The sequence below is a fragment of the Flagellimonas sp. 389 genome, from assembly GCF_018449435.1.
Lineage (GTDB): Bacteria > Bacteroidota > Bacteroidia > Flavobacteriales > Flavobacteriaceae > Flagellimonas.
Genome location: NZ_JAHCMU010000006.1, coordinates 127,996 through 143,603, shown reverse-complemented (window position 1 = coordinate 143,603; position 15,608 = coordinate 127,996). Strand labels below are relative to the sequence as shown.

At 38.7% G+C, this 15,608-nt stretch carries 13 protein-coding genes; 5 read left to right on the top strand and 8 right to left on the bottom strand.

Annotated elements, in window-relative coordinates:
• Positions 1-3: 3 nt before the first annotated feature.
• Both KIM67_RS07080 and KIM67_RS07075 read right to left on the bottom strand, forming a co-directional pair.
• The gene (locus tag KIM67_RS07080) at positions 4-684 is read right to left on the bottom strand and encodes a PolC-type DNA polymerase III (RefSeq protein WP_213830644.1); all 681 of its coding nucleotides are present in this window, start codon (positions 682-684) and stop codon (positions 4-6) included.
• Positions 681-2,600 carry a DUF294 nucleotidyltransferase-like domain-containing protein gene (locus tag KIM67_RS07075; protein WP_213830643.1) on the bottom strand — a complete coding sequence of 640 codons (1,920 nt, stop codon included), beginning with the start codon at positions 2,598-2,600 and terminating at the stop codon, positions 681-683. The genes KIM67_RS07080 and KIM67_RS07075 overlap by 4 nt, the downstream gene beginning before the upstream one ends.
• Before the next feature lie 141 nt (positions 2,601-2,741).
• On the opposite strand from KIM67_RS07075, the gene KIM67_RS07070 reads away from it, so the two are divergent.
• The 5 genes from KIM67_RS07070 to KIM67_RS07050 all read left to right on the top strand — a co-directional run bounded on the left by KIM67_RS07070 (position 2,742) and on the right by KIM67_RS07050 (position 8,122).
• Complete coding sequence (locus KIM67_RS07070) at positions 2,742-4,514, top strand: DNA mismatch repair protein MutS (RefSeq protein ID WP_213830642.1); 1,773 nt, start codon at positions 2,742-2,744, stop codon at positions 4,512-4,514.
• Positions 4,515-4,655: 141 nt separating this feature from the next.
• Entirely contained in the window at positions 4,656-5,219 is a 564-nt protein-coding gene (locus tag KIM67_RS07065; protein ID WP_213830641.1) for a Crp/Fnr family transcriptional regulator, read from the top strand.
• 80 nt (positions 5,220-5,299) lie between these two features.
• A complete protein-coding gene (locus KIM67_RS07060; protein ID WP_213830640.1) occupies positions 5,300-6,079 on the top strand; it encodes a sterol desaturase family protein in 780 nt (259 codons plus the stop codon).
• Positions 6,080-6,129: 50 nt separating this feature from the next.
• On the top strand, positions 6,130-6,993 hold the full coding sequence (locus KIM67_RS07055) for a M43 family zinc metalloprotease (protein WP_213830639.1): 864 nt from the start codon (positions 6,130-6,132) through the stop codon (positions 6,991-6,993).
• A 193-nt stretch (positions 6,994-7,186) separates the two neighbouring features.
• Entirely contained in the window at positions 7,187-8,122 is a 936-nt protein-coding gene (locus tag KIM67_RS07050) for a phosphate/phosphite/phosphonate ABC transporter substrate-binding protein (protein WP_213830638.1), read from the top strand.
• A 143-nt stretch (positions 8,123-8,265) separates the two neighbouring features.
• Here KIM67_RS07050 and KIM67_RS07045 read toward each other — a convergent pair whose 3' ends face one another.
• From KIM67_RS07045 to KIM67_RS07020, 6 genes are all read right to left on the bottom strand, one after another.
• Positions 8,266-8,694: a hypothetical protein gene (locus KIM67_RS07045; RefSeq protein WP_213830637.1), complete on the bottom strand. Its 429-nt coding sequence runs from the start codon at positions 8,692-8,694 to the stop codon at positions 8,266-8,268.
• A 293-nt stretch (positions 8,695-8,987) separates the two neighbouring features.
• Positions 8,988-9,287: a hypothetical protein gene (locus KIM67_RS07040; RefSeq protein WP_213830636.1), complete on the bottom strand. Its 300-nt coding sequence runs from the start codon at positions 9,285-9,287 to the stop codon at positions 8,988-8,990.
• A gap of 315 nt (positions 9,288-9,602) precedes the next feature.
• Positions 9,603-9,935 carry a hypothetical protein gene (locus KIM67_RS07035; RefSeq protein WP_213830635.1) on the bottom strand — a complete coding sequence of 111 codons (333 nt, stop codon included), beginning with the start codon at positions 9,933-9,935 and terminating at the stop codon, positions 9,603-9,605.
• Positions 9,936-9,941: 6 nt separating this feature from the next.
• The gene (locus tag KIM67_RS07030; protein ID WP_213830634.1) at positions 9,942-10,259 is read right to left on the bottom strand and encodes a hypothetical protein; all 318 of its coding nucleotides are present in this window, start codon (positions 10,257-10,259) and stop codon (positions 9,942-9,944) included.
• Between the two features lie 152 nt (positions 10,260-10,411).
• The gene (locus KIM67_RS07025; RefSeq protein WP_213830633.1) at positions 10,412-10,852 is read right to left on the bottom strand and encodes a hypothetical protein; all 441 of its coding nucleotides are present in this window, start codon (positions 10,850-10,852) and stop codon (positions 10,412-10,414) included.
• 22 nt (positions 10,853-10,874) lie between these two features.
• On the bottom strand, positions 10,875-15,602 hold the full coding sequence (locus KIM67_RS07020) for a DUF6443 domain-containing protein (protein ID WP_213830632.1): 4,728 nt from the start codon (positions 15,600-15,602) through the stop codon (positions 10,875-10,877).
• Positions 15,603-15,608 lie beyond the last annotated feature (6 nt).

The window sequence follows — 15,608 nt, the reverse complement described above, 5'->3', positions numbered from 1 at the left end:
CGCTTAGAAGCCATATTTTAAAGGTCGTTGTTTTTTAATAAGATCCTTGAGGTCTTCTGGTTTAAGCTTATCGATAATATGAAGCAAGGCTATGGCTGTAATCAATGCATCTCCTAAAGCAGTATGTCTGTCTTTTTTGGAGATGCTGAATTTCTCGGCCAAATCATCCAAGGAATAGTGTTCTTTTTTTTGGAGTACCGTAGTGTTGAGCAGCGTTCTTCGGTAAAGCAATCCTGTATCCAATGTTTGGTTTTTCAACTTGGGAAGTTCGTGTCGTTCCAATGCAGCATTGATCATGTTGACATCGAACATCACATGGTGTCCCACGATGACATCATTTTTAACATAGATTAAAAACCGTTGCAATGCTTCAAGTTCAGTAATGTATTCTACGTTTTCCTTTTTCAGGATTCCGTGAATTTCCGCGCTTTCTACATCGTAATGATTTTGGGAGAGATAGACCTCAAAACTTTCTTTCACCGCAATGTTTTTATGAAACAGTTTCAGCGCACCTATACATAGCATACGATCCTGCTCGTAATTGAAACCCGTTGTTTCGGTATCCAGCACAACATATCGCACATCCTTTAAATCAGAAGGAAAAGGCTTTTCAAAAAGAGTTGCATAATCTTTCCAAAAATTAGGAAGGTCGATAGGTTTTTTCTTTTTAAAGAAGCGCATCATCCCAAAATCGTTTTTACTTGAAAGCGTACCTGCAAGAGTTCCTGTATTTCCTTAATGGTTTTAAAAGTCCGTTTTAGTTTTATTTTTTCTTCCTTGTTCAATTTATCCAAAGCAATAAACCTGCCTGAATCATTGTGCAACAAACCCTGTATGGTTCTAAATTTCAATAGTGCCTTACTTGCATAAGAACAGGATAGATACAATTCTTTGTTTTGAGGCTCCAGCTCTGCCAACTTCTCGTAACGTTCTGCCGTGTTGTTTATTGATTTTATGGCGTGCGAGAGGATAAGGACCCGTGCAGCGTCTATCATGGGCATTAATGCACGTAGTTTTAAATCGAAAAAGTCTTTATGCTCACCATCTTGTTCCACCAAAAAGCTTCGGAAGAAACCCGTGGGAGAGGGGTTTTGCAGCGCGCCACTCGCCAGATGTACCAAAAACAAAGGATGCTTTTCAATACGCTCAAAAATATGGGAAGAAAGCGTATCAACCAGCGTTTTATCACCATACGTCACGGTGTAATCAAAAAATATAGAGGATAAGAGTACTTCATCTGGTCCTGGATTTTCTATCCAAAAGGATGTAACCTTTTTCCATTCGTCAAGACTGTGGCACCATAACTGGTTTGAAGCCATCATTTCGGCAGGACAATACTCGTAACCTATTGTATTCAGTTCTTTGGTCACTCGGCTTCCCAACTCCAAAAAGAATGCATTGGTCTCTTTTAATTTTGCAGCAGGGACATTTTCAAATAAAATGGCATTGTCCTGGTCCGTATTCAGCAGTTGTTCTGCTCTTCCCTGACTTCCCATGGTCAACCAAGCAAACTTGACAGGAGGTTTTTGCTCCATCTCTTTGATTACAATTTTGATTACTTGTTTGATGGTTGCATCGTTTAGTTCCGATACAATTTTAGAAACCAATCGTAGCGGAATGTTCTGGTCCAAGTAACCGCGTAGCAAATTAGTTACACCACGACGGATAGTTCGCAATGTTTTTATACTTCTAGCTCTTTTAATGGCTCGCATCAATACGGCGGGATTGTTTCCAACCGCAAGCATAACATCGTGTTTGGACAGGATGCCTATAGCAGGTGTATCTGGCGTTCCATCTTCGGTAAGACACAAATGACTGATATTACTTTTCATCATTGCCATTTGGGCTTGAGCGATGGTCAGATTTTTTGGATAGGTTATTACGGGAGCGGTCATAACTTCCTTTGCAGTGGCAGTTGTGGGAACTTGACATGTAAAAACTTTATTTCTTAGATCCTTGTCCGTAATTATTCCAATAGCAAGTTCATCCTTTACCACCAAGATGCATCCTACGTTATTGGTGGTCATGGTATTTGCCAAATCTGTTATAGTGGTGTTCTCCGAACAGGTGACCAAGTTAGTGGAATACCGAACGGGTTGTACGTCCAATAATGTACCTTCCGTATTGCTTTCTGTGGTATCGGTAATACCATACAATTGGCCTCTATGTTTATTGGAGTATGGATTACGCGTATTGGAGGCAAAGCTCTCTATCAAAAAATTACCTACTTGTGTATTTTCCAGAGCCAATGGTTTAAATTCTTTTATAGGAATGGCATAGAGGATACTTTCTTCATGGGCCTTGGCTTCCAACTTGTAATTCTCGTTTGCCATTAATGGCCGTAGGCCAAAAATATCGCCCTCATCACAAATATCCATAATAGCTTTAGAACCTTTTTTGGCAAGCGCCACAGCTCCTTTATGTACGATATAGAAACAATCGTGCGGAATTTCTTCTTCGGTAAAAATGACGCTATTATTAGTTTTATAAATGATAGTTACTTCACAAGATAGCTTTTCAAGTTGTTCCTGTTCCAGAATATTAAAAGGTGGATAGTGCTTCAAAAAATCGGAGACCCTTTCAGAAATTGTGTTCTTCATACTGTAAATTTAGGTCTAATCCATATAAATATGAATATCAAAACTAAATGGGAAAAGGTTGGAATTTAGATTTTATCTTAGCGCACCGAAATAATCATAAGTTTGGTTTGTAACCCTAACGCTATTATTTAGCAAATTTTTATGGAAGACCCCATCTCTTTTTATAAGGAACGTAAGCGTATGTTTGAAGCTCAGCTTCAAAAGAATAAAAAGTCATTGTACCTCATTAGCATGCTCAGATTGTTGGTTTTTGTGACAACTATTTTCTTGGTCTATCTTTTTTTTAATCAAGCTATATTGGCCTCTACAATAGCTATTATAGGTGTTTCATTGTTTCTTTTTTTATTGAAGAAGTATGTAGCGCACAAAGCGGAACAAACATTGAACAAAGCATTAAAAACAATCAATGAGGAAGAGATAGCAATAGGGAACGGGACATATTTGGATAGGTATGACGGTGAAGTATTCAATGAACCTACCCATTTTTTTAGTTCTGATATTGATTTGTTCGGAAGAGGGTCGCTATTTCAATACCTGAACAGAACGGGACTAAAGGAAGGGACACAATACTTGGTCGGCCTGTTGACCGCTAATGATATTGATAGCATTAAGGAGCGGCAAGAAGCGGTAAAAGAACTTTCTGGGTTTACCGAATGGAGGCAAAAGTATACGGCAATTTCCCGAATCATAGAAAGTGAGACTTCTTGCAAGTCGATATCCAGTTGGCTTAGTGGGTATCAACCTTTTATTCCGAGTGTCTTTACATGGATTGTCGCCGTTTTTGGAATCATTTCAATCGGTATTATAGCTACTTCAAGTTTAAAACTTATTGGTGTTCAGTTTGTTTTGTACTGGTTTTTGTTGGGATTGGCAGTTACCTTGTTTTTTGTAAAAAGGGTCAATGATTTGAGTGCCAAGACCAGCCGCATCAAAGAGACCATACAGCAATATGCCCTATTGTTGGATGAAATTGAACATAGGGAATTCAAGTCATCGCTGTTACAATCGGAAAAGGCAAAAATTGAATCTGGAAAAACAAAGGCTTCGCAAATTTTCAAAACTTTTTCTACGGCCTTGGATGCTTTGGATAATCGAAACAACCTAATTATCGCTTTATTGGGCAATGGTCTTTTTTTGTGGGATTTACGCTGTTCCTTACGCATTGAAAAATGGATACTCGAAAACCGGGCGGTCGTGGATCATTGGTTTGAAACCGTAGCATTTTTTGATGCTTACAACACATTGGCAACTTTTGCCTACAATCACCCAAGCTTTACCTATCCAGATTTGGCCAGTTCCCATACTACGCTGATCAAAGCCAAATCGATGGGACATCCTCTTATTCCAAAAAAGGAAAGAGTGGACAGTGATTTTTTACTGGAGGGGAGCGACTTCCTCATTATCACTGGAGCTAATATGGCTGGTAAGAGTACGTTTTTAAGGTCGGTTTCTTTGTTTGTCCTCATGTCCAACGTTGGATTGCCTGTATGTGCAGAAGTTAGTTCTTACAGGCCCATAAAGTTGATGACAAGTATGCGTACGAGCGATTCCCTAACGGATAACAGCTCGTATTTCTTCTCTGAATTGACACGATTGCAATTTATTATGGAACATCTTCAAAAGGACGCTTATTTGGTGATACTGGATGAAATCTTAAAAGGAACCAATAGTGTGGACAAAGCAGCCGGTTCAAAAAAACTAATCGAAAAATTGGTAGGTATGGGCGTACCGGGAATTATTGCTACGCACGACCTTAGTCTTTGTAAAATAGCGAATAGCTTGGAAAACGTTAAAAACTACTTTTTCGAAACCGAAATCGAGAACAACGAACTGTATTTTGATTATAAACTAAAAGATGGCGTTTGCAAGAACATGAACGCCTCGTTTTTGTTGCTGAAGATGAACATTACTTGAATGATTCACTGTTCAACTATAGATTCTTTATACCGTTTTATACATTTTAAAAAGGATGTTTGTCGATTCTAAAAATGGTCATTTTTTGATTTTCTATATTATTTCAATTAATTTATAGGGAAAATAAAATGTGAAATCCCAATGACTTTTCTAGCTTTTTACAATGCTGTTTTAAAGGAAAATAAGACCTATGATGAGTTGTCTTTTCCAGTTGAAAAGATAATTTTTGGCAAAGGTGCTGTCATTACGGATTATGGTGAAGTAGAAGACTCGGTTTATTTCATAAATAAGGGAATCGTAGAGTTGAGCATTAAGAGCTATATGACAGAAAAAATCATTGATTTCTTTTTTGAAAATGAAATGGTAGCCAGCTTAACATCTTTTTTGATACAAGCTCAAAGTGATGTGAAATTAACCGCTTTAATAGATTGCGAACTGGAAATGGTGAAGTATAGCGACTTGATAGAAGCTTATGAACATGATTTGAGCATAAACAAGTTTGGCAGAAAAATAATGGAGGGTGCGTACATTCGCAAATCAAATAGGGAAAAAGCACTTTTGACTAAAACAGCGGAAGAGATATATGCTGAAATGTTTAAAACCCAACCTCAGTATATATCTTCTATTCCGGTTAATAAAATTGCGAAATACTTGGGCATTCATCCGGAGAGCTTAAGTAGAATTCGGAAGAAACTAAATTCCTAACATAGGTCAAGTCCAATTTTTAGTTTAAGGTTTTAACTGCATGTAAGTTTGCGGTTTCAAAAAAAATAAAAACTAAGAGTATGGAAAATTTAATTCAACAACTACCCACACCATGGGAAATTCTACTAGACCCTATTTCTTTGATCGTCTATGCTATTTTTGGAGGTTTGTTTATCTGGGAAACCTTATTTCCTGCCAGAAAATTGCCTAAAATTCGTTTTTGGAAACTAAAAGGCTTGCTTTTCTTTTTGGCCTACATGCTATTGACTACCTATATTCCATTGTTGTGGGATAGTTTTTTGGCTTCTTATCAATTAATTGACTTGAGTACCATGAGTATACCAATTCAGGTACTAATAGGCGTGGTATTATTTGAACTCGTCCAATATGGTTGGCATATCAGTATGCACAAATCTGACTTTCTTTTTAGGGTATCGCATCAAATGCACCACAGTGCTGAACGCTTGGACGTTCCCAGTGCTTTTATGTTTAGCATTAACGATATGATTGGATTATCTTTAGTAGGATCGGTGAGTTTTACTTTGATAATGGGCCTAGCTCCTCAGGCAATTACCGTAATTATACTGGCGTTGACATTTTTAGGGGTTTTTCAACACGCAAATATCAAAACGCCAAGATGGTTGGGATATATTGTCCAACGGCCAGAAAGTCACTCATTACATCATGCAAAAGGAGTTCATGGCTATAATTATACAGATTTACCTGTGATCGATATGATTTTTGGAACATTTAAAAACCCTAGGTATTTTGAAAAAGAAACAGGATTTTATTCAGGGGCCTCCAATAGAATCTTGGAAATGCTGCGCTTTAAGGATATTACTTCAAAACCTAAACAATGACTTATTATCCGAATAAAATAAAATATATTCTAAGTATTGGTATTTTAAACATGCTACTATTTGCTTGTACCAAAGATGACGGTACAACAAAGCTTTATGAGGATGACATTTTCTATTTACCTGTAATAATCCATGTACTCCATAATGGTGAACCTATTGGTGAAGGGAGAAACCTTTCAAGTACAAGGATCATGCACCAGATTACCTTACTTAACAACGATTACAGAAGGAAAATAGGAACAAGGGGCTATAATGAACATCCTAACGGGGGTGATTCTAAAATTGAATTTGTCTTGGCACAAAAAGACCCCGATGGTAATTCTATTGATGGAATTAATAGAATAAACTTGAACTCAATGGAGGTTGAGCAAATGGGATATAATCAAAATCATTACGCGCAATATGCTTACTGGAATCCTAATAAATATATCAATATATGGCTCACTCCCTTGCCACTCGAAGCAAACTGTCTGGTTTTAGGATTATCCTCCGGACCTAAAACTGATTTACCAGGAACAGATTTGTTGGCAATACCAAAAAAAGGAGATGCGGAAGGAATCTTAATTAATACGGTACATTTTGGTGAGTCGGACATAGCGTGTCATGCGAATTTGGGAAGAACGCTTACACATGAAATAGGGCATTATTTAGGGTTGTTGCATCCATGGGGAAACGGTGTCTGTAGTACAAATGACTACTGTTTGGATACTCCGGCAGTAGATAGTCCAGTTTTTGGGAGAAATACATTCTTAGGATGTGAAGGGGAAATGGTTATGATTTCAAATTACATGAACTTCAGTGAAGACGAAATCATGAATGTTTTTACCAATGATCAAATTAAAAGAATGCATTATGTACTAAACAACCATAAAGGGAGACATGCTTTATTATCCAGTAAAGTAATCAATAGGTAATACCTTAATTATAAGTGCCATGAATGTTGAAACGTTCATTTTTATCTTAGGTATAAGGCTTTAAAATTTAAAGAGCAAGTTTAAGTCCATTATCTAGAAGACAGTATAGTTGAAGAAAAAAGAAAAAACTAAGCTACCTTTAAGCAAAATCAGTAGTTAGAACAGACAGAATCGCTAAAAAATAGTTTTTAAAATGAAAAGATATCATATCATTATAAACAAGCTCTTGGTTTTACTGCCAATCTTGTTCCTTTTCTTTCAAGTAGGCTGTACAGATAACGATGAACCATTAAGACTTGCAACGTATACATATTCAACAAACAATAGGATAAACAATCTAACACCACTTTCCAAAGAACTGGAAAAGGTTCTAAAAAGGCCGGTCCATATTCAGAGTTACCCAGATGTTGCCTCTTTTATTGACGGGATAAAATCCAATGAGGTTGATATTGGATTGATAAATACATTGGGTTACTTGCTTCTATCTTTGGATAACACAACTATGGAGCCCATTGCAACTTTAAAGGTTAAGGATGAGGCTATTGACAATTATAAGACTGTCCTGTTGGCCAAAAACGATATCATTGAGGATTTGGATGCATTAAAAGCCAATGCTAATAAACTGACCATGATGTTTGTTGCAGAGGGGTCAACCTCTGGCAATCTGGTTCCTAGATTATTTTTAAGCTCATTGGGCATTACATCTCCTGAAAATCAATTTAAAGCTGTAACATATGGTGGAGACCACACAGCAACTTTTAAAAAATTAATAGAAGGAGAAACTGATATCTGTGCCATTGGGAGCAACGAATATTTTAAACAGACCCATGCGGATTCCACCCTTTTAAACTCCCATAAACTAATGTGGACTTCAGAGGAAATACCTTTAGGGCCGGTTTTATTGAACAATAGCTTTACTGATTTGGAAAAAGAAACCATAACCAATTTGTTCCTAAACTTAGATGTAAACAATAGTGCAGTTTTAGAAGCTATCAAAGAAGGTTGGTCTGAGGCTAAGCAGGCCGAAAAATTCCATTCAATATTAGGTAGTTATTATGATGATTTTAGAATGATCAATGGCAACAAGACCGAATTAAATGATATTCTGGAGTTGTTTCAAAAGGATTGACATTTAGAGACAAAGAATGTCTTATTGAAACCAAACAAAACCCCAAGACTCAAGTCTTGGGGTTTTTACTCTTGCCGAGCCCACTAGATACAATCTAGCAGTAGCGGGGGACTATTTACAAACTATTTATTATTAGCAGAAGACTATGTCAATAAATCAATTGAAGTTACATCATAATCTGTATTATAGTCTATTAAAACAATTGTTTTTCCCATTTTATATACTAAGTCTAATGAATATTTTTCTAGGAAAGAAATACCCTCATAATGCAATGCAGTTAACCCAAAAAATATGATATCATAATTGACTATTTCTTCGTCTAAAATAAATTTTAAAAATTTTGAATCAGTAGGGTTTATTTTTGAGTTGATCCCAGATTGTTTTAAAATCTTTTTCTTTTCAGCTTTGTAAATGGGTAAAAATATTGGGCTAAAAGATTTAGAAAGAGAGTTAATGATCAATACCTTTTGGTAAGAATTATTCATTTTTTTGATTAATTCGTCAGAAACACATTCATCAGCAGTTTTTACTAAATATACTTTACCGTTTGAAAGGCTATATGTATTCTTCATCTGATGATATTTTTAATTGCATAGCCTTAACTGAAGGCTTTGCAGCTACTACCAGTCTATAACAAGTGGAGTTTAAAGTTAGACTAAAAACCTATACTTATGAGAACAAGCTTTGATAGGATTCTCTCTCTCTCTCTCTCGCTACTCATGAGATTATCAAGTTAGGCAGTGGTAGCAAATTAAGCTACTAAGAAGGCCACGACATAGTTGCCCTGGCTTCCTGTAAAATAGTACTTACTCTTAAGCTATCGTATTTGATGAAATTTAGCGGAGCAGGACGAACAAAAAATAAGTCAACTGGCTTCTTCTTCCTTTATCAATTCATCCAATGCATCTTTTGCAAAAAACCTAATCTTCTTCCAAAGATTTTCATTTTTCTCATATGATTTGGCATCCTTATCAGGATTTCTTGTAACTAATCCAATTAAATTGTGGCATCTTATTATATTAGCAATACAAGAATTGTTCAAGTATCTTTTTTCTATTAATTCAGGCAATAATAAAAAACTATCATCAAAATCTGCAATAACTTCATCTTGAACTACCACAAAATTAGGTAACATTGCCTTTTGTTGATCATAATTCATCGCCATTAATTCTAAACTATTTTTTCAATTTTTCTTTGTTGTTATTCATAATTAATCTGCTAAGAATCGTACCGTTTTTTTACCATTGCTCACTTTCCAATAAGGAGAACCGTTAAAATGTCTTTGAGTACCTGGATGATACTGTATAATTCTACCAGTGAAGTCAGTTCCAGAATCATTGAACTCTCACGCTCCCGGCAGTTTACAACTGGTAGTAAAATAATCAAAAAACCACAATGTTATCGTCGTGGCTTTTGTTGCCCTTTGCCATTAAATCCACACTTGCGGATTTAAGGCATAGACTAGCGGTAGCAGGGGCTGTCATCTGAAATCTTTGATGAATTCCTCTAACTTTATTTTAGTCGTTACAATATTTATTTCTGGATTGGCTAACTTAAAAATAATCTCTTTTACATCATCACTTTCAAATTCTAAGTCTTCCCTACATTCAAGGGCATTAGCCCAATTTGTCAAGGTATCAAAAGAAATATGGTAGTCAATAAATTTTTTGACAACATGTATAAGGTCTTTTCTTTTGAATTTAAGAATTGGAGCTTCTGAATCCCAAGGATACTTCTTCAATTCCATTGACAAATCCTCGATTTTACCACGAAGCAATACCAAATCCTTTAATACTTCTTTCCTATTTCTCATTTTTGACTAGAGTTTTGGTTTAACGTGAATAGTGCTTCCATCTGGGGCATATGTGATTTTATAAAAATTAGTTGTGGTGCCTTGAGCATTAACCTTTTTAATATAAAGAGCACTAGATCCAGGCACTTCGCCTGGTGAATTTGCCCGAAATAAATAACTTCCATCATTTAATAAATGATAAGAGGCATTCGATTTGGAATTTGCAGGTATACTTTTCATAAAACGACCATAATTACTTCTAAGGGCACCTTCGAAAGGTATTGGGCCTTCAACTGTAGCTCCATCCAGAGCTTTACTAAAATTTAGTCTATCGTTCTTCCCCACGCTCCAGCCAGTTTATATCTGCTGGTAAAATAATCAAAAGCCACAGCGTTATCGCCGTGGCTTTTGCTTTTACTCACTCTTGCTCTTTGCCATTAGTCGCAGACTAGCGGTAGAAGGGGAGGAACAAGCAGGAATCTGGAGTACCATTATTTTTAGGATTTATTCTCATTCCAAGTAGTTATTCTTTTTAGATAAGCATCAAAAAAATCATCCAAGTCAACTTTCTTTTTAATGAAACTTTCTAATGTTGGAGTTGACATCTGTTTTAAAAAGAAACTTTTTGTTCCTTGATTTTCAATATATAATGTGTCATTCAAAATATAAATTGAACCCATCTTTTCAAATTCTTTTTGTTGATTTTTTTTTAAAAACAGAAAGGAATCAGATATGTAATAGTCACTTTTTGTAATGGTTTCACTTAATAAGTTAAAATAGTATATTTTATCTTTATCAATGTAAAACTCTGTATAATCTTCATTCAAATCGCCTAAATATCCTGGATACCAGTTTCCCTTTAATTCATCTTCAATGCTACTTTGAGAATTACATGAATAGGATAACAACAGTATAACGATACAAATAGAATTTTTCATCACCCTACTTTTTCTAAACATATTAATTTTTTTTAGGATTAAAAGGATGCCCTTTTCTAAAATAAGTTTCTTCGGTTCCATCTGGATGCTTGATTGTTTTAATAAGAGGTGGATAAAATATCCTATTGGATATTTTATCACGAACTTTTTCGTCGTATACTTTCAAAGTTAAAATAGATCTAGGTCCACTATTTCCATAGAGCCTGCGCCCTAGAACAGTAATATCAAAGCCTCTACTTCCATAAATACTTTTACCAGGAACATAAACATCTGCTACTTGTGAACCAACATCATTGGACTTAATATAATGCTTATCTGTGAACAAAACTAATGATGTTCCCTGATATGACCGAGTCCCTGAACTTTTTATGGCTTCTGAATCGTATCCCAGCGCTGCAGCTCCTTTCTTAATAGACTTTGATCCTGAATTTGTTTCTAATGAAACCATATCGCTTAAATAAATGAGCTTGTCATTGTTGTCCCTTATGTAAATTGCCCACTCTACAAATCCATCAACGATAGTATTTACGTCTTTACTTTGTAAATTTATCTTTTCGGGACAGTCAGTACAATCTTGTTGCGAAGAATTATCTGTATCGCTAACGCCACTATCCGCCAATGCAGTATCAATGGCATCATAAATATCCTGTCTTGCCCTACGTTCTTGTGCTGCCTCCGACTCGGTGAACATACTGCCAAAAATGCTAAGGCTCCACATCCCAAAAGAGGATCCATAAGAAGCAAAGCTCAACATCCCATCAGGGTCAATAAACGCTACAGGGTTGTTATAGGCATAGTTGTAAGGAGAATGCCTTCTCATCTGCTCGGCCAAGGGGTCTATGTTCATCCACCTGCCCAATGCCGGGTCGTAGTTCCTGGCGCCAAAGTCATAGGTTTCCAGTCCCAGGCTCTCGTCGTATTCCATACCATTGTACTTCCACTTTTTAGCTACACTGTTACCCAAGGGGGAGACCCCATCGTTATAGCCTTTGTGCTTTAGGCCAAAGGGGTAGTAGTTGTTCTCCTCCACAATCTCTGTGGTGCCGTTGTTGTCCATAAAGCTCAACCGTACATTGCCCAAATGGTCAACATAGTTGTACACGTAATCGTAGCTACCCTGTCCATCTGGGGTCACATAGCCCTCTGGGTGGTTAAAGAACTGTAGCTGCCCGTTTTGGTATACGTAGTTGCCCGCATAGTCTGTCACAGAACTTCCCACGGTCTTTTGCAACTTGGTCCCCGTGGCATCGTAAATATACGAAATGGTGCCGTTGTTGCCGTTGCCGTTTATCGAAATGCTCATGGGCAAGCTTAAATGGTTGTAATCAATGTTTGTGATGCCCTTGTTCAAATCTGATTTTAAGTTGCCGTTGCCGTCGTAGGTATATTCTATGGTCTGGTTAGTGCCATCAACAAAACCATAGGTATTGTTTCCATTGTCAAGTACCTTTGTCAGCTTGTTCCCGGCGTCATAGGAGTACACCAACCTGTCCATGGGCCCAAAACTCGTGGCCCCACTGTTGATGTGCCCGTTCCTGTCCAAGGTCTTGATATTGCCCATTTTATCATAGGTCAATGCAATGTTACGTGCCGCAAAATTATCCATGGCACTGGTAATCCGGTTGAGGGCATCGTAACCATAATGATACCATCGCAATCCATTGTAGGTGTTGGCAGTCCGCCACTTGGTCTCGGCTATGTTGCCGTTGTACAGTGGTGTTCCCCCATGGTCGACCGTGTTATAGTTTATCCCAAAAGCAAAAAGGTCATCGCCCATGCTCGAAGGGTCGTTGATACGCTTGAGCCATCCCCTTACGTTGTGATCGTAGTCAACTGTCTGTAGACCGCCACCCACTTTCTTCTGTACCAGTTGTCCCAGTTCGTCATAGGTGTGCTCCACCAAGGTCTCGGTATGGGCCCCTATGGTCTGGATTTGTTTGGTGAGCCTGCCCATATGGTCGTACTCAAAGTTGTCCGTGGTCACCAATGGTGGACTGGCTCCTTTGGTATGGGTGGTGACCACCTGTTCGGGCCTGCCCACAAAATCCAGTTTGGTCTCAATTTGCTTAAAAGTCTGTGTCAGTTCATCAATATTTCCCTCAACGATCACCCTTCCCTTTTCGTCGTAGGCCTTGGCCCATCTTATCCATTTGTCATCGTTGCCGTCCAGCACCAATACGCCCCCACCGGTGGGCAGACCTTTTACGTTCTGTGTAACTGTTTGTCCCAGTACCGTAGTGGGAAGTGAATAGCCAAAAAGCGGGAATTCATAGTCATCGTAAAAGTTGAGGACATGTATTTGTGGCACGCCAAAACTGTTGAAGATGGAAGGGTAGGCATTGTTCGTATACACATCTCCCACACGTTCCTCGTACTGGGCAGCGGCATTTTCCACATTGGTCTGTGCCTGGGTGCGTGTTACGTTAAGGTCCAGTATTCCCGCCAGTACCACCCTGCTAAAAGCATCGTACTTGGTGTAGGACCATTGGTTGTTGGTCCGCTGCACGGAATCTTGGGTCATGACGGGTTGGTCCAAAGTATTATAGACGATATGTTCCCAGCCCTTGCCCGGCAGCTTTTTTTCCACCAAGCGGTTGCGATGATCGTATTTGTACTGATAGCAGAGCTCGTTAAGTTCTACGCTGCTTACATTGTCCACGGTTACCTTGGGAGGGATGACGTAGGTTAGGTTCCCGTATTTGTCGTATACGTAATGGGTGTCGTGCGCCTCGACTACGCTCGGCGACCCCACTTCTCCATAGGCCCGTTTGAGAACGACTCTGCCGAGCTTATCGGTAAACTCCTCGGTGGTGTGCAGTTTGGAGGCCGAACCATCATGGTTCTCGTCATAGGTTATGGTTTTATAGAGAGCCTTGGCCGAATAATGACCATGGTTGACCAACTGGGGAGCCTCGGTATCACCACCGCTAAAGGCAACGGAAAAGTGACGCACCTCATTGGTACTATTTGTATCATAATCAAATTCCATCTCATGTCCATTGCCCATTTTCCAATCCTTTCCCGGGGCGGCTTGTTTGAGGACCCTATTTAAAGGTGATGCTTCAAATTCCTTTTGAGAATAGGCATTGACAGCGATATTGGACATATTGGGAAAGTCGTCCGCATACTTAAGTTTATGGTAGTCCCTTGTAGACGCTTCCAAATCACCGGTCCTAAAGTATCCCCTGGTTTCGGTAGGCTCGTGGAAAGGCAGCCAGTCTTTTATTTTTCTGCCATATTCATCGTAACCTATATGGGTCACAATATCTAGGGAATCAGGCGATTGTCGTATTCCTACTTGTTGTCGTGGCCTCCCTATTCCATCATAGTAGGTGATGCTCTGGATATAGTCATCGTTATCTTCAAATTTTGATGTGGGTATCGAAGAAGTTGGTTTTTGATACGTTCGGGAGTAGATGTAATTATGTGTTTGTGGGTCGCTGTTCAAAGGAGGGGTACACTCGTTGAACGGGTCAGAAATGTTTGTGCAGTTATCTGAAGCATTGGTAACATAACCAGCAGGTTGCTCACAATCTTGAACTGAGTTCAATGGATCTCCGAGTCCATCATTGTCCACATCGCTATAATACGTCTGTAATGGTTTTACAACTACTTTTGTTTTATTTGAATATTTTGTCTGACTGCATGAAATTACCCTTCTACGATACCACTTATCTGAGGAGAGCGTACCTGGAGTATAGGAGGAAGAGCTTGCACCGGAAACATTAGCCCATCCACTGGTACCATTATTGGAAACCTGCCATTGATAGGAATAACTATTATTCCCACCAGATGCGAGAGCAGTATTGCTTAATTGACCTGGACTTTCTCCTTCACAAATAGGGGCCACTCCGTTTATGGATCCAGCATCCAAATCGGGAAGAACCGTAACCTTTATCTTCTTTGTACCAGAAGAATAAAGGTTCTGGCCACAGGAAGTGACCCTTCTCCTATACCAAGTCGTTTTGGTGAGGTTTGGTGGAGGATTGTAGGTGTATAATGTTGCTCCACTAATAGGCAGCCATCCAGTTTGCCCATTATTAGTAGAAGACATCCATTGTATGCTATATCCATCCCCTCCGCTGGGGCCTTGTACGTTACTAAAGGTAATAGGGTCACCACCATAACAAATAGTTTGGTCCCCAGAGACTGACCCTGCGGAAAAGTTCCGTATTGTAACAGATCGGCTTCCAGAACCTGTACTCCATTGACCTGAACTGTTCCGTGCGCGAATGTAGTAGGTACCATTACCTTCATTGGGAACATAAGTAGTACCTGACCCTTTTGTCGTGCTTGTTCCATTGGATGTCTTTCCCTGCCAGTACCATGTAATCCCATTACCTGGCGAACCGTTCCGCTCTAATAAGGCCTGTCCGCAATTATTACTAGCAATGGAAGGGCTAGGAGGTGTTCCAGGTATCCCCCCTGAAACTGCAACGATTTTGGAAGCTCCGTAGCCGGTCCATCCTGGTCCTAAGATACTTGCGGATATAGTCGTGTTTCCCCCATTGTTGAACTTTACCGTAATTTGATAATCGGAACTGGAAACAATGGTTCCCCCGTTGTTCACGGACCAAGTATTATAAATAAGTGACGGACCTGAAAGCGTATAATTCTTGGTTTGTCCTGCAGTAGCACTTGATGGTCCAATTATGGCATACTGGCCATAGGCAAAAGAGCAGCATAAAAACGATACCAATAACCCAAAAAATGGCGTAATAAAGTATTTGTTGTGTGTTAGATTTTGCATGGGTGG

Excerpts from the sequence above, each read along its gene's own strand:
- KIM67_RS07080 (WP_213830644.1), bottom strand. The coding sequence starts at position 684 with ATGATGCGCTTCTTTAAAAAGAAAAAACCTATCGACCTTCCTAATTTT.
- KIM67_RS07075 (WP_213830643.1), bottom strand. The coding sequence starts at position 2,600 with ATGAAGAACACAATTTCTGAAAGGGTCTCCGATTTTTTGAAGCACTAT.
- KIM67_RS07070 (WP_213830642.1), top strand. The coding sequence starts at position 2,742 with ATGGAAGACCCCATCTCTTTTTATAAGGAACGTAAGCGTATGTTTGAA.
- KIM67_RS07065 (WP_213830641.1), top strand. The coding sequence starts at position 4,656 with ATGACTTTTCTAGCTTTTTACAATGCTGTTTTAAAGGAAAATAAGACC.
- KIM67_RS07060 (WP_213830640.1), top strand. The coding sequence starts at position 5,300 with ATGGAAAATTTAATTCAACAACTACCCACACCATGGGAAATTCTACTA.
- KIM67_RS07055 (WP_213830639.1), top strand. The coding sequence starts at position 6,130 with ATGCTACTATTTGCTTGTACCAAAGATGACGGTACAACAAAGCTTTAT.
- KIM67_RS07050 (WP_213830638.1), top strand. The coding sequence starts at position 7,187 with ATGAAAAGATATCATATCATTATAAACAAGCTCTTGGTTTTACTGCCA.
- KIM67_RS07045 (WP_213830637.1), bottom strand. The coding sequence starts at position 8,694 with ATGAAGAATACATATAGCCTTTCAAACGGTAAAGTATATTTAGTAAAA.
- KIM67_RS07040 (WP_213830636.1), bottom strand. The coding sequence starts at position 9,287 with ATGGCGATGAATTATGATCAACAAAAGGCAATGTTACCTAATTTTGTG.
- KIM67_RS07035 (WP_213830635.1), bottom strand. The coding sequence starts at position 9,935 with ATGAGAAATAGGAAAGAAGTATTAAAGGATTTGGTATTGCTTCGTGGT.
- KIM67_RS07025 (WP_213830633.1), bottom strand. The coding sequence starts at position 10,852 with ATGAAAAATTCTATTTGTATCGTTATACTGTTGTTATCCTATTCATGT.
- KIM67_RS07020 (WP_213830632.1), bottom strand. The coding sequence starts at position 15,602 with ATGCAAAATCTAACACACAACAAATACTTTATTACGCCATTTTTTGGG.